18 protein-coding genes are annotated in these 16,894 nt (G+C 66.4%); 6 read left to right on the forward strand and 12 right to left on the reverse strand.

All coding sequences use genetic code 11. From position 1 onward, the window contains the following. Positions 1–17 precede the first annotated feature (17 nt). Positions 18–635, forward strand: coding sequence for an LON peptidase substrate-binding domain-containing protein (locus U8326_RS15345; RefSeq protein WP_324741325.1), 618 nt, complete (start codon positions 18–20; stop codon positions 633–635). Between the two features lie 18 nt (positions 636–653). On the opposite strand, the gene U8326_RS15350 is transcribed toward U8326_RS15345, so the two are convergent. The 6 genes from U8326_RS15350 to argB form a co-directional block, all read right to left on the reverse strand. Next, the gene (locus tag U8326_RS15350; RefSeq protein ID WP_324741326.1) at positions 654–1,277 is read right to left on the reverse strand and encodes a MarC family protein; all 624 of its coding nucleotides are present in this window, start codon (positions 1,275–1,277) and stop codon (positions 654–656) included. A 1-nt stretch (position 1,278) separates the two neighbouring features. Beyond that, positions 1,279–2,034 carry a hypothetical protein gene (locus tag U8326_RS15355; protein ID WP_324741327.1) on the reverse strand — a complete coding sequence of 252 codons (756 nt, stop codon included), beginning with the start codon at positions 2,032–2,034 and terminating at the stop codon, positions 1,279–1,281. Continuing rightward, the gene (gene folD / locus U8326_RS15360) at positions 2,034–2,927 is read right to left on the reverse strand and encodes a bifunctional methylenetetrahydrofolate dehydrogenase/methenyltetrahydrofolate cyclohydrolase FolD (protein WP_324741328.1); all 894 of its coding nucleotides are present in this window, start codon (positions 2,925–2,927) and stop codon (positions 2,034–2,036) included. Before folD ends, U8326_RS15355 begins: the two co-directional genes overlap by 1 nt. A 15-nt stretch (positions 2,928–2,942) precedes the next feature. Next, complete coding sequence (locus tag U8326_RS15365; RefSeq protein WP_324741329.1) at positions 2,943–3,236, reverse strand: YggT family protein; 294 nt, start codon at positions 3,234–3,236, stop codon at positions 2,943–2,945. Positions 3,237–3,309: 73 nt separating this feature from the next. Then, on the reverse strand, positions 3,310–3,861 hold the full coding sequence (locus tag U8326_RS15370; RefSeq protein WP_324741330.1) for a hypothetical protein: 552 nt from the start codon (positions 3,859–3,861) through the stop codon (positions 3,310–3,312). 60 nt (positions 3,862–3,921) lie between these two features. Then, the gene (gene argB, locus U8326_RS15375) at positions 3,922–4,833 is read right to left on the reverse strand and encodes an acetylglutamate kinase (RefSeq protein ID WP_324741331.1); all 912 of its coding nucleotides are present in this window, start codon (positions 4,831–4,833) and stop codon (positions 3,922–3,924) included. A gap of 217 nt (positions 4,834–5,050) precedes the next feature. On the opposite strand from argB, the gene guaA reads away from it, so the two are divergent. Beyond that, positions 5,051–6,625 (forward strand): glutamine-hydrolyzing GMP synthase, encoded by a 1,575-nt coding sequence (guaA, locus tag U8326_RS15380; RefSeq protein WP_324741332.1) that lies wholly within the window; start codon positions 5,051–5,053, stop codon positions 6,623–6,625. A gap of 42 nt (positions 6,626–6,667) precedes the next feature. Beyond that, the gene (locus U8326_RS15385; protein WP_324741333.1) at positions 6,668–7,381 is read left to right on the forward strand and encodes an endonuclease III; all 714 of its coding nucleotides are present in this window, start codon (positions 6,668–6,670) and stop codon (positions 7,379–7,381) included. Positions 7,382–7,385: 4 nt separating this feature from the next. On the opposite strand, the gene U8326_RS15390 is transcribed toward U8326_RS15385, so the two are convergent. The 5 genes from U8326_RS15390 to U8326_RS15410 all read right to left on the reverse strand — a co-directional run bounded on the left by U8326_RS15390 (position 7,386) and on the right by U8326_RS15410 (position 10,840). Next, positions 7,386–7,952, reverse strand: a complete 567-nt coding sequence (locus U8326_RS15390; RefSeq protein WP_324741335.1) for a DNA-3-methyladenine glycosylase I — start codon at positions 7,950–7,952, stop codon at positions 7,386–7,388. A 52-nt stretch (positions 7,953–8,004) separates the two neighbouring features. Beyond that, on the reverse strand, positions 8,005–8,559 hold the full coding sequence (locus U8326_RS15395; RefSeq protein ID WP_324741337.1) for a DUF924 family protein: 555 nt from the start codon (positions 8,557–8,559) through the stop codon (positions 8,005–8,007). 5 nt (positions 8,560–8,564) lie between these two features. Next, a complete protein-coding gene (locus U8326_RS15400) occupies positions 8,565–8,963 on the reverse strand; it encodes a hypothetical protein (protein WP_324741339.1) in 399 nt (132 codons plus the stop codon). An 86-nt stretch (positions 8,964–9,049) separates the two neighbouring features. Further along, on the reverse strand, positions 9,050–10,477 hold the full coding sequence (gene tldD, locus U8326_RS15405; RefSeq protein WP_324741340.1) for a metalloprotease TldD: 1,428 nt from the start codon (positions 10,475–10,477) through the stop codon (positions 9,050–9,052). 108 nt (positions 10,478–10,585) lie between these two features. Then, a complete protein-coding gene (locus U8326_RS15410; RefSeq protein ID WP_324741341.1) occupies positions 10,586–10,840 on the reverse strand; it encodes a zinc-finger domain-containing protein in 255 nt (84 codons plus the stop codon). A 235-nt stretch (positions 10,841–11,075) separates the two neighbouring features. Between U8326_RS15410 and U8326_RS15415 the strand changes: the two genes are divergently transcribed. Together U8326_RS15415 and nadB are read left to right on the forward strand one after the other, a co-directional pair. Next, positions 11,076–12,026: an ABC transporter ATP-binding protein gene (locus U8326_RS15415; RefSeq protein WP_324741342.1), complete on the forward strand. Its 951-nt coding sequence runs from the start codon at positions 11,076–11,078 to the stop codon at positions 12,024–12,026. Positions 12,027–12,028: 2 nt separating this feature from the next. Then, a complete protein-coding gene (gene nadB / locus U8326_RS15420) occupies positions 12,029–13,615 on the forward strand; it encodes an L-aspartate oxidase (RefSeq protein WP_324741343.1) in 1,587 nt (528 codons plus the stop codon). A 92-nt stretch (positions 13,616–13,707) separates the two neighbouring features. Here the strand turns inward: nadB and U8326_RS15425 are convergent, their stop codons facing one another. Further along, positions 13,708–13,947: a GlsB/YeaQ/YmgE family stress response membrane protein gene (locus tag U8326_RS15425; protein ID WP_324741344.1), complete on the reverse strand. Its 240-nt coding sequence runs from the start codon at positions 13,945–13,947 to the stop codon at positions 13,708–13,710. Positions 13,948–14,432: 485 nt separating this feature from the next. Here U8326_RS15425 and U8326_RS15430 point away from each other — a divergent pair, with 485 nt between their 5' ends. Then, positions 14,433–16,487 carry a ribonucleoside-diphosphate reductase subunit alpha gene (locus U8326_RS15430; protein WP_324741345.1) on the forward strand — a complete coding sequence of 685 codons (2,055 nt, stop codon included), beginning with the start codon at positions 14,433–14,435 and terminating at the stop codon, positions 16,485–16,487. The last annotated feature ends 407 nt before the right edge of the window (positions 16,488–16,894 follow it).

Here is a 16,894-nt window from a genome sequence, read left to right on the forward strand (position 1 = left end):
ATCGCGGGAAGGGCCGAATGGAACGCAGCCGCCTCTCCATCTTCCCTCTGTCGGGCGTGATTCTGTTCCCGGGCCTGCAATTGCCGCTGCATATCTTCGAGCCGCGCTATAGCGCGATGGTGCGCGATGCATTGGCGCGCGATCGCAGGATCGCGATGATCCAGCCGCAGGCCCCGGGGGAAGGGGCGCCGCTCTTCGCCGTTGGATGCGTCGGGCGGATCGGCGAGGTGGAGGCGCTGGAGGACGAGCGCTTCAACATCGTACTGGAAGGCGAGCATCGCTTCCGCCTGTTGCGCGAGCTGGATGTGGCGACGCCTTTCCGCCAGATCGAGGGCGAATTCCTGCCGGATGAGGAATTCGAGAGCCTGAGCGCGGTCGAGCGCGCTTCCTTCGAGCATGAGGCGCGCGCCTTCGCCGATGCGCAGGGCTACAGCGTCGATTGGGATTCGGTGGCGCGGCTCGACGATGTGTCGCTGATAAACGGCGTGTCGCAGATCGCGCCGTTCGACGCGGCGGCGAAACAGGCGCTTCTCGAAGCCGCTGACCTGCCGGCGCGATGCGAATTGCTGGTGCAGCTCATGCGCTTCTTCAGCCGCCGCAATGGCGACGAGGACGATTCGGTCACGCTGCAATGATCCGGAGCGCCGGTCTTGCTACAAGTGCAGCGCCGCCCGCACGCCATCGATGACATATTGCGCGGCCAGCGCGCCGAGCAGGACCCCCAGCATGCGGGAAATCACCGCTTCCGCCCGGCTGCCCAGCAGGCGCATCAGCGGCCGGGCCAGCAACAGGGCGAGCGCGGTGACGAGCAGCACGGCGCCCAATGCGCCCAGCACCACGAACGTGCTGCCCAGCCCTTCGGCGCGGCCCATCAGCAGCATCACGGTGGCGATCGAGCCTGGCCCTGCGATCATCGGCATGGCCATGGGGAAGACGGAGACATCCTCCACCTCGGGCGTGGCCTGAAGCTGCTCCACGCGCCGTTCCCGCCGCTCGGTGCGCTTCTCGAACACCATCTCCAGCGCGATCACGAACAGCATGATGCCGCCCGCGATGCGGAACGCGTCCAGCTCGATATGCAGGGCGGACAGCAGGCGTTCCCCCAGCAGCGCGAAGAACGCCAGCACGCCGGTGGAGATCACGATGGCGCGGATCGCCATCTCGCGGAACTGCGCTTCAGGCGCGCCGCGCGCCATGCCCGCGTAGATCGGCGCGCATCCGATCGGATCGATGACCACGAACAGGGTGACGAATGCCGAGACGAAGAGATCGGCCATCTCAGCCGGGGCAGGCGGCAGCGGATGGTTCTCCGGCGCTTTCCGGTGCGGCGATCGGCAAGCGGAGCACCTCCTCGCGGCTTTCGCCCGGCCCGCGCGAGATGGTGGCAATGAACACCCGCCCGCATTGGGGATCGTTCCGCACGCTCCAGTCGAGCGACCGGTCCCGGCTGATGCCGGTCCGTTCGGCTGCGGCGCCCGGCCCGGTGGTTTCGCTCGCGGGCGGCAGCGGCTTGCATGACGCGACGCGCGCATCCAGCATATCCGGCACGGGCAGGGGTTCTGCGATGCTTCCGCGTTGGGTCACGGTCCAGCGGTAGCTGCCGTCTTCCTGCCTGGCCCATGCCGTGACATAGCGGCCGTGCAGCCCGCCCGCCTGCTGCCATGCCCCCTGGCTGATCGCCAGCGAGCCGTCGCAGCTCGACCACACCGAATAGGGTTGCCAGCTCAAACCCGCGGGCGGATTGGCCCGGCCTTTCAGCCATGCCTGGGCCGGGGTCGGCTGGGGTTCGAACAGCACGGCGTCCTTGGCGGCATATTCCGTGAAGGCCGCCCATTGGCCGCGATCCTTCACCGCGCGTGCGAACCCGAGATCCGTGGCGATCACCTTGCTGGGGTTGGCATAGCCGCCGCCCGGTCCGCCCGGTCCCGGCGGCCCGCCGCCTCCCGGACCCCCGCCGGGGCCGGGCCTCATGCCCCCGCCGCAGGCCGCCAGCAGGCCGCATAAAGCCAGTGCGAGCGCTGCCCGGCGCGACATCACAACGCGCCCATCGCCAGTGGCAGGCCCTCGTTGCGATAGGCGGCGACCAGCGCATTGCGCAGCAGCACCGCGATGGTCATCGGGCCGACCCCGCCGGGAACCGGGGTGATGGCGCCCGCAACCTCTTTCGCTCCAGCGAAATCGACGTCTCCGACCAGCCGCGTCTTGCCTTCCTCCGCTCCGGGCACGCGATTGATCCCGACATCGATCACGATGGCGCCGGGCTTGATCCAGTCCGCCTTCACCATTTCCGGGCGGCCCACCGCCGCCACCACGATATCGGCCCGGCGCACGACACCGGGCAGATCCTTGGTGCGGCTGTGCGCCACGGTCACGGTGCAGCTTTCCTGGGTCAGCAATTGCGCCATCGGCTTGCCCACGATGTTGGAGCGGCCGATCACCACGGCGTCGAGGCCCGCAAGATCGCCCAGCCGGTCCTTCAGCAGCATCAGGCAACCGAGCGGCGTGCAGGGAACGAAGCCTTCCTGGCCAACCGCCAGCCGGCCCGCGTTGATGATGTGGAAGCCGTCCACATCCTTGTCGGGCGAGATGGTGGAAATCACCTTCTGCTCGTCGAGATGGGCGGGCAGGGGAAGCTGGACCAGGATGCCGTCCACCGCCGGGTCCCGATTGAGCCGGTCGATCAGCGCCAGCAGTTCTTCCTCGGTCGCGGTGTCGGGCAGCTTGTGCTCGAAGCTGGCCATATGGGCGGCGATGGTCGCCTTGCCCTTGGACCGGACATAGACCTGGCTGGCCGGGTCCTCGCCCACCAGCACTACGGCGAGGCCCGCCTTGCGCCCTGCCTTCTGCTCGAACTGGGCGGCCAGCACGCTGACCCTGTTCCGCAATCCTTCCGCGAATGCCTTGCCGTCGATCAATTGCGCGGTCATTCGTCCACCTCCCGCCTAGAGAGCCGCCACGGCCATGTTGCCGAGCACGATTCGCAGGATCTGCAGCAGGATGATGAGCACCATGGGCGAGAGGTCGAGCATGCCCGTATCCGGCATGAATCTCCGGATCGGCTTGAGCAGCGGATCGAGCAGGGCGTTCACTGCCTTCCACAGCGAGGCCACAAGGTCGTTATGCGTGTTCACGACATTGAACGAGATCAGCAGGCTCAGCACGAATTGCACGATCACCAGCATGACCACGATCGAGATCAGGTAGCCGATTATTTCGACCAGCGTGTAAAGCAGCAAGGGGAAGCCTTTCCTTGGGAGGCGGATGGCTGCTGTTAGCCGAGCATATGGCGCTTGTTCAACCGATAGTGGCTCAGCCCGCAGGTTTCCCATCCTCGCCAAGGGTGCTCTGCACGATCTGCCAGCGCAACTGGTCGATCGTGGCGCCGGGCACGTCGTTGACCCGGCGCAGCGTCAGGGTGCCGGGCTGCGCGGTGCTGTCATGGCGCAACGTCACCTGGACCGTGCAATAGAGCGACCCCGCGGCGCCTTCCTCGGCCACTTCCCCGATGTCCAGCTTGACCCCCTCCATGCCGCCGAAGCGCTTTGCCAGCATGGCGCCATCCACCCCGTTGTCCTTGTTCCAGGCCCGGGCGGCCTGCCGATACTGGCTGGTGAACAGGGCATCGGAATAGAACAGGGCCACCGTGGCGCAGTCCCGGCTGTTCAGCCGCGCGGCGCGCAGGTCGGTCGGGATCGGCGGGGCGTCCGTGGGCGCGGCAGAGGGGGAAGCTGCCGCCACCGGCCGGCCGGCAGCGGGGGTGGTTTCGCGCGGTTCCGGCGGAGCGGGTTTCTTCTCGCAGGCGGCAAGCGCGATCAGGGCGAGGGCGGCAGCGCCGGCAGCGAAGGAACGTGACGGGGTCATGCCCATCCGACGCGCCGAGGCGCGTATCGTTCCCGCCGCCCGCTCAGGCGGCGGCCGCGCTCAGGCGCGGATCAGCGTGCCCGCCCCGCGCGAGGTGAAGATTTCCAGCAGCATGGCGTGGGGCACGCGGCCATCCAGCACGACCGCCGCTTCGCAGCCCGCTTCCACCGCATGGACGCAGGTTTCCAGCTTCGGGATCATGCCGCCGCTGATCGTGCCGTCTTCGCGCAGCCGTTCGATGTCGGCGGGCGTCAGGTCGGTCAGCAGGTTCCTGTCCTTGTCCAGCACCCCGGCCACGTCGGTCAGCAGGAACAGCCGCGCCGCGCCCAGCGCCGCGGCGATCGCCCCGGCCATGGTATCGGCATTGATATTGTAGGTGTGCCCATCCGTGCCCGCGCCGATCGGGGCCACCACGGGGATCATCCCGGCCTTGCTCGCGGTTTCGAGGAGAGTGGTGTCGACATGCGAAGGCTCGCCGACAAAACCCAGATCGACCGCCTGTTCGATATTGCTGTCGGGGTCCTTGGTGGTGCGCGTCACCTTGGTGGCGGTGACCAGCCCGCCATCCTTGCCGGAAACGCCCAGCGCCTTGCCCCCGGCATTGGCGATCCAGCTCACCAGTTCCTTGTTGATGGCGCCGCACAGCACCATTTCCGCCACTTCGGCGGTGGCCTTGTCCGTCACCCGCAACCCGTCCACGAAACGGGATTCGACGCCCAGCTTCTTGAGCATCGCGCCGATCTGCGGGCCGCCGCCATGCACCACGACAGGATTGATGCCGACCGCCTTGAGCAACACGATATCTTCCGCGAAATCGCGCGCGGCTTCCGGGTCGCCCATCGCATGGCCGCCATATTTCACCACGAAGGTCCGGCCTGCATAGCGCTGCAGGTAAGGCAGCGCGTCGACCAGCACTTCCGCCTTGGCGAGCATTGCCCGATTGTCCGCTTCCGCGCCGTTCACCGCATTCATGCCGAAAATCCTTTCATCGCCATGTGGCGTGAAACCACCTTGCCGCGGCCTGTCCCGTTGCAGGCGGAAGAATCGGGAAGACGCCGTAGAAGGCGGATAGTCGCAAAAATCAATCCATCGAATGCGCCGGCCATCGACCGGAGCGGCAAAGACCCGGAAATTCATGGCTTCTATCCATCGCTGGACAGCGCCCTTTGCCCGACCTAACGGATCGCGGATGGACCCAGCGCATCTCCCCGATTCCATCCTCATCGTCGATTTCGGCAGCCAGGTGACCCAGCTGATCGCCCGCCGGGTGCGGGAAGCGGGGGTTTATTCGGAGATCGCGCCCTTTTCCAAGGCGGAGGAGGCGTTCCATCGCCTGAAGCCCCGGGGGATCATCCTGTCGGGCGGTCCGGCCAGCGTGCCGGACGAAGGCAGCCCGCGCGCGCCGCAGGTGCTGTTCGACAGCGGCTTGCCGATCCTGGGCATCTGCTATGGCCAGCAGGTGATGACGCATCAGCTTGGCGGGGAAGTCCGCCCGGGCCATGAGACGGGAGAGGGCGGCGAGTTCGGCCGCGCCTATTGCACCGTCAGCGACGATTGCGTGCTGTTCGACGGCCTCTGGCATATCGGCGAGCGCCATCAGGTGTGGATGAGCCATGGCGACAAGGTGACGCGCATCGCCCCCGGCTTTCGCATCGTCGCCACTTCCGATGGCGCGCCCTTCGCGCTGATCGCGGATGACGAGCGGCGCTATTACGGCACCCAGTTCCACCCCGAAGTGTTTCACACGCCGGACGGAGCCAGGCTGCTGGCCAATTTCGTGCGCCATGTCTGCGGTCTGGCGGGCGACTGGACCATGGCCGAGTTCCGCAAGACCAAGATCGAGGAAATCCGCGCGCAGGTCGGTGACGGCAAGGTCATCTGCGGATTGTCCGGCGGTGTGGACAGCGCGGTGGCGGCGGTGCTGATCCATGAGGCGATCGGCGACCAGCTGACCTGCGTGTTCGTCGATCACGGGCTGATGCGGATGAACGAGGCGCAGCAGGTCGTCACCCTGTTCCGCGACCATTACAATATCCCGCTGGTCCATGTGGATGCGGAGGAGATGTTCCTCGGCGGCCTGGCCGGGGTGACGGACCCGGAAGCCAAGCGCAAGTTCATCGGCAAGGCCTTCATCGACCTGTTCGAGGAAGAGGCGCGCAGGATCGGCGGCGCGGATTTCCTGGCGCAGGGCACACTTTACCCGGATGTGATCGAAAGCGTCAGCTTCACCGGCGGGCCTTCGGTCACGATCAAGAGCCACCACAATGTCGGCGGCTTGCCCGAGCGGATGAACATGAAGCTGGTCGAGCCGCTGCGCGAGCTGTTCAAGGACGAAGTGCGGGTGCTGGGCCGCGAGCTGGGCCTGCCGGACGTGTTCGTCGGCCGCCACCCCTTCCCCGGGCCGGGCCTCGCCATCCGCATTCCGGGCGAAGTCACCAGGGAGCGCTGCGACACGCTGCGCAAGGCCGATGCGATCTATCTGGAAGAGATCCGCAACGCCGGGCTCTACGATGCGATCTGGCAGGCCTTCGCCGTGCTGCTGCCGGTCAAGACCGTGGGCGTGATGGGCGACGGGCGCACCTATGACAGCGTCTGCGCGCTGCGCGCGGTGACCTCGACCGACGGGATGACGGCGGACATCTATCCGTTCGACGCCGCTTTCCTCAGCCGCGTCGCGACGCGGATCATCAACGAGGTGCAAGGCATCAACCGCGTGGTGTATGACTACACGTCGAAGCCGCCCGGCACGATCGAGTGGGAGTGAGCCTCCCTTGCCCGAGGCCGGCTCGCGCCCCATAGTGCGGGCATGCAACTGGCCTTTGGCGACGATCCCCGCACCCGGCAGCTCCGCGATATTCACGAGCGGCTGATCGCCTGTTTCGGGCGGATCGTGCGTCCGCCGGAGAAGCGGCGCGATCCGGTCTGGGTGCTGGTCCATGGGGTGATCGGCGCGCGGACGAAGACGGCCAGATCCAATGTCTCGACCGATGGCCTGCTGGCGCGGCATGGATCGTGGGAAGCGGTGGCGGACGCCCCGCCTGAAGCGCTTGCCGCGAAACTGGAACTGGTGACCTTTCCGGAATTGATGGCCGAGCGGCTGAAGGCCTGCCTGCTGGCGGTGAAGCGGGAACGCGGCCGGATCGACCTCTCCCATCTCGCGGCGCTGGACACGCAAGAGGCGATGGCCTGGCTCGAAACCCTGCCGGGGGTCGCGCGCAAGATATCCGCCGGGGTGGTCAACGCCAGCACGCTGAACCGCAAGGCGATGGTGCTGGACAGCCATCATCGCCGGGTGCTGCAGCGCATCGGGCTGGTCCCGCCACGGGCGGATACCACCCGCGCCTATGATGTGCTGACGCCGGCGCTGCCCCCGGAATGGGATGCGGCGGATTATGACGAGCATCATCTGCTGATGAAGCGGGTCGGCCAGCGGTTTTGCCGCCCCTCGCAATGCCACTGCGCGCCTTGCCCGGTGCAAGCGCTGTGCCGCACGGGCCGGGCGCGGCCGTCCCTGCAATAGGGATTCAGCCCAGCGCGGCCACCTCGCCCCGCCGGAAGCAGTCGGGTGCATGGTCGTTCACCATCCCCACCGCCTGCATCCAGGCATGGACGATGGTGGGGCCGACGAATTTGAAGCCACGCCGCTTCAACTCCTTCGAGATCGCGCGCGAAAGCCCGGTTTCGGTGTGGACCCCTTCGCCCTGCAGCGGCTTGCCATCGGTGAAGGCCCAGCAGAAGGCGCCGAAATTCTCGCCATTGGCCTGCATCTCGTTATAGATTTGCGCGCCGCGAATGGTCGCCTCGATCTTGGCGCGCGCCCGGACGATACCGGCATCATTCATCAGCCGCGCGATGTCCCGTTCTCCGAAACCCGCGACCTTGAGCGGATCGAACCCGGCGAAGGCCTTGCGGAAGTTCTCGCGCTTGCGGAGGATGACGGTCCACGACAGCCCGGCCTGGAACCCTTCGAGCATCAGCGTTTCCCACAGCATGCGCGGGTCCCGCTCGGGCACGCCCCATTCGCTGTCGTGATAGGCGCATTCCAGTGGATCGCGCATGGCCCATGCGCAGCGGGGTCGATCGTCGCTCATTGTCGCTCCAGGCTTTGCAGTCACGCTGCGTCTGGCATGGAACGGGGGTAGGCTACCAGTGGTTTCCCGCCTCCACGGCGGCGATTTCGGCCGGGGTGCTCTTGCGGCCCAGCAGCTCGTTCCGATGCGGATAGCGCCCGAAGCGCGCGATCATGGCATGGTGCGAACGCGCGAAAGGCCAGCCGAAGCGCGGGCCCAGTCGCGCATAATACCGCAGCGACCGGAGATGGTCCGCGATCCGCTCGCTATGCATCAGCGGCATCGCCAGGAATTGCCTCTCCGGCCCGGACAGCCCCTTGTCCCACCCGCGCTCCAGCGCGCCCTTGGCGATGGCGCGCGCCAGCGGATCGAAGCGGAAGGCGCGGGCATCGTTACGATAGAGATTGCGTGGCACCTGGTCGAACAGCAGGATGGCGGCCCGCGCCGTTTCGGGATCGCGCAGGAATTCATGCACGGGGCGATTGGCCAGGCTGGCCAGCTCGCGCGCAAAGCGGCGGCGCAGCAAATCGTCGACCGCCGCGCTGCTGCCGAACCAATTTTGAGGTTTCAGTTCATGAAACCAAAGGTGGAGCAGTTCCGCCGCCCAGCGGCGCCGGGCGGCGGCCATTCGGTTCAGCCTTCGGCCTTGCGATAGGGCACGAAGTCCCCGAGGAAGACCGAGCCGGTATACATGCCGGTGGTCTGATCCGCGGTGTTGACCATATCCTGCTTGCAGAACTGGCTGCTGGTCCGCTTCATGATAAGCACGTCATGCGGGCGCAGCGAATTGGGATCGCGCGGCCGGTTGACGTAGATGGTGCCGCCGCTCTTGTAGACGAGCGCGGTCTTGTCGATCACCTGCAGATTGTGGGAATCGAACAGGGTGATGCAGGATACGGGTTCGCCGGCCTGCCGCCCTTCCAGCATCTTCGCGAGGCGTTCCTCGCCGGTGGCCTTGGCAAGGGCCGGGGCGGACAGCAATACGGCGCCTGCGGCTGTCATCGCCGCGATGGTAGAGATGATCTTGCGCATGGATGTTCTCCAGAACGAATGCCATCCAGACTACACAAACGCGCCTGAACCGTAACTGACCGGCACATGCTCGGATCAGGCCCGAATCAGGCCGTCCCGCCCACGGTCAGCCCTTCCACCAGCAGGGTCGGCTGGCCGACCCCGGCCGGCACGCTCTGCCCGCCCTTGCCGCAGACGCCCACGCCTTCGTCCAGCGCCATGTCGTTGCCGATGCCCTTGACCCGGGTCAGCACGCTAGGCCCGTCGCCGATCAGGGTCGCGCCCTTGATCGGCGCGCCGAGCCTGCCGTTCTCCACGAGATAGGCCTCGGTGCAGGAGAACACGAACTTGCCCGAAACGATATCGACCTGCCCGCCGCCGAAGCTCTTGGCGAAGATGCCGTTCTTCATGCGGGAGAGCAGTTCCGCCGGATCGTCGTTGCCGCCCTTCATGAAGGTGTTCGTCATGCGCGGCATCGGCGCGTGAGCATAGGATTCCCGGCGGCCGTTGCCGGTCGGCTCCACGCCCATCAGCCGAGCATTGAGCCGGTCCTGCATATAGCCCTTGAGGATACCGTCCTCGATCAGCACCGTTTCGCCGGTGGGGGTGCCTTCGTCGTCGATGGAGAGCGATCCCCGGCGGTTGGCGATGGAGCCGTCATCCACCACCGTCACGCCCGGCGCGCCCACGCGCTCGCCGATCCGCCCGGAGAAGGCGCTGGTGCCCTTGCGGTTGAAATCGCCTTCCAGCCCGTGGCCGATCGCTTCGTGCAGCAGCACGCCCGGCCAGCCGGGGCCGAGCAGCACGGTCATTTCCCCGGCCGGGGCGGCGACGCTTTCGAGATTGACCAGCGCCTGGCCGAGCGCGGTGTCGATCGCCCGGTTCCACGTCGCGGGATCGAACAGGTCGTCATAGAGATAGCGCCCGCCGATCCCGAAGTTGCCGCTTTCGCGCCGGCCGTTGCTTTCCGCCACGATGCCGACGTTGAGGCGGACCAGCGGGCGGATGTCCTGCGCGACGAAGCCGTCCGCGCGGACGATTTCCACCACGCTCCAGCTTGCCGAAAGCGATGCGCTGACCTGCGCCACGCGCGGGTCGCGCGCCCGGGCGGCGGCATCGATCGTTTCGAGCAGCCTGACCTTGTCCGCGAAGGGCACGGCGTCGAGCGGGCTGGCGTCGGTATAGAGATGGCGGTTGTTGCGGCGCGGGGCCGGGGCCGGGGGATTGCTGGCCGGATCGAGCAGCTTGAGCGTTTCCCCGGCACGGCGGATCGCGCCCGCGCTGATGTCGTTGGCATGGGCGAAGCCGGTCATCTCGCCGGAAACCCCGCGCAGGCCGAAGCCCGAATCCCGCGAATAATCGGCGGTCTTCAGCCGGCCGTCGTCGAACCCGAAGCTCTCGCTGGCGATGAACTGGAGATAAAGCTCCCCATCGTCGCACCGGGCCAGCGCTTCCCTTGCGAGAACCTGGGCTTCATCGGGGGAGAGCTTGCCATCGGCATAGAGCAGCGAGCGGGGGTCGGGGATCTGGGTCATACACCCGATATAGGGGTATCGGAGGCATTGCGAAAGCGGCCCCGACAATCATCGCTGATGGCGGGGAGGAACCGAGCCTGTCGAAGTTCCGTCGCGAAGGGCCTGCCGTCAGGCCGGGGAAGCGCCCGAGGCGATGTCGGGCAGGCTGGCCTGATCCACGCCATCGGCCGGGCCGCCCTTGAGGACGAAGCGGCGGTCGCAATAGCCGCAATCGACATAGCCATGCTCGTCGATCTCGAGGAACACGCGCGGGTGGCCCAGCGCCGCAGGCGTGAAGCGTTCGCCCCCGCGAATGCCGCCGGAGCCGTCGCAGCTGACGCGGTGCGTTTCGACAAGGGTGATTTCGGGCGGTGGAATCGTCATCGCCGCGCCCGTTACCACTGGCGCCGCCGATAATCCAGATGCAGATCGTGTGTATCGATACACACCGCACGCTTGCGCGCGGGCCGTGGCTGCCCCAATGACTGGGCGGTGTGGACAAATTCCGCATGGTCGTGGCTTGAGCCAGCAGGGGCTTGGGCAAGAAGGGAGCGAGGAGAATAGTGGTGCTATTTGACGAACGAACGACGATGTCCAAACCCCTTCTGGCCAAGTGCGGATGACAAATCCGCCGCCCGCCATTTCCATCCGCGATCTCGTCAAGCGATATGCCCCCGGCAAGGGCACGGAGCCGAAGCTGGCGCTGAACGGGGTGAGCTTCGATGTGCCCCAAGGCGGCATTTTCGGCCTGCTGGGGCCGAATGGCGCGGGCAAGTCCACCCTGATCAATATCCTGGCCGGGCTGGTCTCCAAGACCTCGGGCAGCGTGACGATCTGGGGCCACGATATCGACGCGGACCAGCGCAATGCCAAGGCGTCGATCGGGATCGTGCCGCAGGAAATCGTGTTCGACCCGTTCTTCACCCCGTTCGAGGTGCTGGAGAACCAGGCGGGCCTGTATGGCGTGGCCAGGGCGCTGCGCCGCTCCGAGGAACTGCTGCGCGCGGTCCATCTGGCGGATAAGCGCGACGCCTATGCCCGCAGCCTGTCGGGCGGGATGAAGCGCCGGTTGCTGATCGCCAAGGCGATGGTGCATTCCCCGCCGGTGCTGGTGCTGGACGAGCCGACTGCCGGGGTCGATGTGGAGCTGCGCCGCCAGCTTTGGGAACTGGTGACGGAATTGAACGCGCAGGGGGTCACGGTCGTGCTCACCACCCATTATCTCGAAGAAGCCGAGGAATTGTGCGAGCGGATCGCCATCATCAATCACGGCAGGCTGATCGCCAACGAGCCGACCCGCGAGCTGGTCGGGATGATGCGCGAGAAGATCGTGGTCCTGACGCTCGATCGTGAGGTGGGGGGGCTGCCCCAGCATCCCGCCATCCTGAAAACCGCCCGGCATGGCGAGCGCGTGCTGGAGATCACCTATGACCGGGACCGGATGAGCGCGGGGCAGGTGCTCGCGCTGGTCCAGCAGCAGGGCTATGCGATCGAGGATGTCTCCACCCGCGAGGCGGATCTGGAGGACGTTTTCGTCAGCCTGACCAGCAAGACGAAGGAGATTGCCTGACCATGAGCCAGCAATCCCAGCATGACATTCTGATTATCGGTTCCGGCGCGGCCGGGCTTACCGCCGCCCTGGCGCTGGCGGAGGAGCGCACCGTGCTGGTGCTGGCGAAGGGCCGGCTCGACAGCGGCTCGACCGCCTCGGCCCAGGGCGGGATCGCCGCGGTGTTCGATGCGGGCGACACGTTCGAGAATCATATCCGCGACACCATGGTCGCCGGGGCGGGGCTCAACCGGCTCGAAACCGTGGAATTCGTGGTGGAGCGCGCGCCGCATGCGATCGACCGGCTGAGCGCGCTGGGCGTGCCGTTCAACACCGAGGGGCATGATCTGCATCTCACCCGCGAAGGCGGGCATTCCCACCGCCGCATCGTGCATGTCAACGACGCCACCGGCCTGGCGGTGCAGCAGGCGCTGCTCAAGGCGGCGGCGGACCATCCCAACATCACCCTGCTGGCGGGGCGGAGCTGCATCGACCTGATTACCGGGCGGCATGAGGAGCGCTATTCCGGCTCGGGCCGGGTCTGGGGCGTCTATGCGCTGAACGAAGCGACCGGCCGGGTCGAGACGCATGTCGCGCGCGCCACCGTGCTGGCGAGCGGCGGGGCGGGGCGGTGCTATCTCTTCTCCACCGCGCCGCGCGGGGCGACCGGAGACGGGATCGCGATGGCCTGGCGCGCGGGCGCACGCGTCTCCAACATGGAAATGATGCAGTTCCACCCGACCTGCCTCTACAATCTGGAGGTCAAGAACTTCCTGATTACCGAGGCGGTGCGCGGGGAAGGCGGGCGGCTGATAAACCCGACCACCGGCAAGCGCTTCATGCCCTATTACGACGAGCGGCTGGAGCTTGCCCCGCGCGATGTGGTGGCCCGCGCGATCGACGCCGAGATCAAGCGCTACGGGCTGGACTATGTCCACCTCGACATCAGCCACATGCCCGAGGATTTCGTGCGGGAGCATTTCCCCAACATCCACGAAAAGCTGCTGGGGCTGGGCATCGACATGACGAAGGAGCCGATCCCGGTGGTGCCGGCGCAGCATTATACCTGCGGCGGCGTGGTGATCGACCTGCGGGGCCGCACCGATCTGCCGGGGCTTTATGCCGCCGGGGAATGCACGGAAAGCGGGCTGCACGGGGCGAACCGGCTTGCCTCCAACAGCCTGCTCGAATGTTTCGTGTTCGGCGAAGCGGCGGCGACCGATATTCTCGCGCGCTGGGACGAGTTCGAGCAACCGCCGCCGATCCGCCCCTGGGACGAAAGCCGCGTCACCGATTCCGACGAGGAGGTGGTGATCAAGCAGAACTGGACCGAGATCCGCCGTTTCATGTGGAACTACGTGGGCATCGTCCGCACCACCAAGCGGCTGGAGCGGGCGCAGCACCGGATCAAGCTGCTGCAGGACGAGGTCGGCGACTATTACGGCCATTTCCGCGTCACCACGGACCTGATCGAATTGCGCAACCTGCTGCAATCGGCCGAGCTGATCGTCCGGTCCGCGCTCAAGCGGCATGAGAGCCGGGGGCTGCACTACACGCTGGATTATCCGCAGACCGACCCGGAGGCCAGGGATACGGTGCTGGTGCCCTGAAACTTTCGGTCAGGCCTTTCGCTCAGGCCTTCCCGCTCAGGGTGGGCGCCGGTTGAGCGCGGGCACGGCCTTCGGCGCGGCGGAATGCCGCTCTAGCCCAGCAGCCAGCGGCCGAGGAAGATCAGCGCCATCGCCCCGAGAATGGAGGCCAGGCAGCCCGCGCGATTGAAGCCGTCGGCCCCGCGCGTCGTCACCAGCCCCGCCAGCAGCGAGCCGCCCAGGCCCAGCAGGATGGTCTGCACCCAGCCGAGATCGACCGCCCCCGGATAGAGCCAGCGGGCCAGCGCCCCGACGATGAGGCCCGAGAAGATCGCGCCGATGATGTTCAGCATGGTTTTCCTGTTTCCGCTTTGGATACGATGATTTGCAAGCCTGCCCGCAACCAAATGCACCAGCCGGGCGCCCGCGCCACCCCCTTGCGAAAAAAATATTTTAGACTCTTGCGCATCCCGCCAGTCGAGCTTTGACCACGCGTCGCGGCCTGCCCGCCAGCTCGGCGAGCGGGCCGGAAAGCCTTCGTCCACATTTATCCTCTTGCACCCGATTCACTGCTTAAGCACTATAGCTTGTGGTTTGTGACCGGGGGGTACACACAAGACCTTGAATCCGTGCTGGCGATGCCAATGTTGCCCAATGGGCCGGATCAAGTCTCGTGCATGGCTTCGGGAGCATTCGCTGGGGACAGGCGGGGGATAAGTATTTCACCGCTTCGGCCCGGTTTCGGTTAGGCTGGCAGCTTGCCCGCCGAATCGAACGCATAGGGAACATCTGGCGCGAGGCGCCGCTGTTGCGGCCAAGGATCGGGGGCAAAAGGGCTATGGACTTCAAGAGCGGGGATGGTGTGGAAATGGGCCTTGATGCGGAATTTGACCTTGGGTCGGCCGATGGCGCCGAGCCTGCTTCCGCCGCGCCCGGCACAGGGAAGGACCCGGCGGTGACGATGGCAACGCAAGATCGCGGTTCGGAAGATCTCGTGGCGGGCTTGGCCGCCCAGGCCATGGGCGAAGCGGTGAAGGCCGCCGTGCAGGGCGCGGACAAGGCGCAGCCGGATTCGAAAACCGTGCTGGCGCGGCGCTTCGACATCCAGACCGATGCGTCGCGCGATGCGCTGCTGACCGACTTCGGCAAGGACACCCTGACCGACCGCTACCTGCTGCCCGGCGAATCCTATCAGGATCTGTTCGCCCGCGTGGCCGATGCCTATGCCGACGACGCCGATCACGCGCAGCGGCTCTACGACTATATCTCTAAGCTGTGGTTCATGCCGGCGACGCCGGTGCTGTCCAACGGCGGCACCGGGCGCGGCCTGCCGATCTCCTGCTATCTCAACTCGGTGGACGACAGCCTGGAAGGCATCGTCGGCACCTGGAACGAGAATGTCTGGCTGGCCTCGCGCGGCGGCGGCATCGGCACCTATTGGGGTCAGGTGCGCGGCATCGGCGAGCCGGTGGGGCTGAACGGCAAGACCAGCGGGATCATCCCCTTCGTGCGGGTGATGGACAGCCTGACGCTGGCGATCTCGCAAGGCTCGCTGCGGCGCGGCTCGGCCGCCTGCTATCTCGACATCTCCCACCCGGAGATCGAGGAGTTCCTGGAGATCCGCAAGCCGTCGGGCGATTTCAACCGCAAGGCGCTCAATCTCCATCACGGCGTGCTCGTCACCGACGAGTTCATGGAAGCCGTCCGCAACGGCGAGGAGTTCGCGCTGAAAAGCCCGCGCGACGGCAGCGTGCGCGGCAAGGTCGATGCGCGTTCGCTGTTCCAGAAGCTGGTCGAGACGCGGCTGGCGACGGGCGAGCCCTATATCGTCTTCTCCGACACGGTGAACCGGATGATGCCCAAGCATCACCGCGATCTGGGCCTGAAGGTTTCCACCTCCAACCTGTGTTCGGAAATCACCCTGCCCACCGGGCGGGACCATCTCGGCAATGATCGCACCGCGGTGTGCTGCCTCTCCTCGCTCAATCTCGAGAACTGGGACGAGTGGGCCGGCCACAAGGACTTCATCGAGGATGTGATGCGCTTCCTCGACAATGTGCTGCAGGATTATATCGACCGCGCGCCTGACGAGATGGCCCGCGCCCGCTATTCCGCCAGCCGCGAACGTTCGGTCGGCCTCGGCGTGATGGGCTTCCACTCCTTCCTCCAGTCCAAGGGCGTCGGCCTGGAAAGCGCCATGGCGAAGGCGTGGAACCTCAAGATGTTCAAGCATGTCAGCGCCAAGGTGAACGAGGCGTCGATGCTGCTCGCCAATGAGCGCGGCCCCTGCCCCGATGCCGAGGAAATGGGGGTGATGGAGCGGTTCTCCTGCAAGATGGCGATCGCGCCCACCGCCTCGATCAGCATCATCGCCGGCGGCACCTCGGCCTGCATCGAGCCGATCCCGGCCAATATCTACACCCACAAGACGCTGTCTGGCAGCTTCGTGGTGAAGAACCCCTATCTGGAAAAGCTGCTGCAGGAAAAATCGAAGGATTCCACCAATGTCTGGAATTCGATCCTGGAGAAGGGCGGCTCCGTCCAGCATCTCGATTTCCTCTCGCCGGAGGAAAAGGCGGTCTACAAGACCAGCTTCGAGATCGACCAGCGCTGGCTGCTGGAATTCGCGGCCGACCGCGCCCCGTTCATCGACCAGGCGCAGAGCCTCAACCTGTTCATCCCGGCCGATGTCGACAAGTGGGACCTGATGATGCTGCACTTCCAGGCGTGGGAGAAGGGCATCAAGTCGCTCTACTACCTGCGCTCCAAATCGGTGCAGCGCGCCGGGTTCGCCGGCGGGGTGGAGGCGGACAACACCGCCGAGGCCGCCCGGTTCGAGCTTGCCGCCACCGAAGGCCCCACCGATTACGAGGAATGCCTCGCCTGCCAATAGGCGGGCGGTGGCTGCATCATGGCCGGCCTGCCATCATGGGAAGCCCCGATATCCGCGCCGGATACCGGGGTTCCATCGCACCGGTCCACTCGGTGCCCGCGGCGCCGTGGCGCCCGCGATATTTCCGCGACCGGCGCCTCAGCTCTGCGAGAGGCGGCGCGCCGTGCGGTCGTGCGGCTGGTTGACCCGGTACTGGTCCGTGATCTGCCAGCCCGCCCTGGGAGACGGGGCTCCGGCGGGGGCCTGCTCGCCCTCGCCGTCTTTCCTGGTCGGTTCGTAGTGGCCCATCGGCCTGCTCCTTCAAAACCATGTCCTGGCCCCGGCGCTCGGCCGGGCCGCTCCTGCCGGGTGGCGAATGGGGAAAAATTCCGCGATTCCGCTGCCTTGGCGATGAATCGTCCATACCG

This window comes from Tsuneonella sp. CC-YZS046, from assembly GCF_035581365.1.
Classification (GTDB): Bacteria; Pseudomonadota; Alphaproteobacteria; order Sphingomonadales; family Sphingomonadaceae; genus JAWKXU01.

Coding starts and splice junctions, on each gene's coding strand:
- U8326_RS15390 (WP_324741335.1), bottom strand. CDS start 7,952: ATGAGCGACGATCGACCCCGCTGCGCATGGGCCATGCGCGATCCACTG.
- argB (WP_324741331.1), bottom strand. CDS start 4,833: ATGAATGCGGTGAACGGCGCGGAAGCGGACAATCGGGCAATGCTCGCC.
- U8326_RS15415 (WP_324741342.1), top strand. CDS start 11,076: ATGACAAATCCGCCGCCCGCCATTTCCATCCGCGATCTCGTCAAGCGA.
- guaA (WP_324741332.1), top strand. CDS start 5,051: ATGGACCCAGCGCATCTCCCCGATTCCATCCTCATCGTCGATTTCGGC.
- U8326_RS15430 (WP_324741345.1), top strand. CDS start 14,433: ATGGACTTCAAGAGCGGGGATGGTGTGGAAATGGGCCTTGATGCGGAA.
- U8326_RS15395 (WP_324741337.1), bottom strand. CDS start 8,559: ATGGCCGCCGCCCGGCGCCGCTGGGCGGCGGAACTGCTCCACCTTTGG.
- U8326_RS15385 (WP_324741333.1), top strand. CDS start 6,668: ATGCAACTGGCCTTTGGCGACGATCCCCGCACCCGGCAGCTCCGCGAT.
- U8326_RS15410 (WP_324741341.1), bottom strand. CDS start 10,840: ATGACGATTCCACCGCCCGAAATCACCCTTGTCGAAACGCACCGCGTC.
- U8326_RS15355 (WP_324741327.1), bottom strand. CDS start 2,034: ATGTCGCGCCGGGCAGCGCTCGCACTGGCTTTATGCGGCCTGCTGGCG.
- tldD (WP_324741340.1), bottom strand. CDS start 10,477: ATGACCCAGATCCCCGACCCCCGCTCGCTGCTCTATGCCGATGGCAAG.
- U8326_RS15345 (WP_324741325.1), top strand. CDS start 18: ATGGAACGCAGCCGCCTCTCCATCTTCCCTCTGTCGGGCGTGATTCTG.
- U8326_RS15350 (WP_324741326.1), bottom strand. CDS start 1,277: ATGGCCGATCTCTTCGTCTCGGCATTCGTCACCCTGTTCGTGGTCATC.
- folD (WP_324741328.1), bottom strand. CDS start 2,927: ATGACCGCGCAATTGATCGACGGCAAGGCATTCGCGGAAGGATTGCGG.
- U8326_RS15400 (WP_324741339.1), bottom strand. CDS start 8,963: ATGCGCAAGATCATCTCTACCATCGCGGCGATGACAGCCGCAGGCGCC.
- U8326_RS15425 (WP_324741344.1), bottom strand. CDS start 13,947: ATGCTGAACATCATCGGCGCGATCTTCTCGGGCCTCATCGTCGGGGCG.
- U8326_RS15370 (WP_324741330.1), bottom strand. CDS start 3,861: ATGACCCCGTCACGTTCCTTCGCTGCCGGCGCTGCCGCCCTCGCCCTG.
- nadB (WP_324741343.1), top strand. CDS start 12,029: ATGAGCCAGCAATCCCAGCATGACATTCTGATTATCGGTTCCGGCGCG.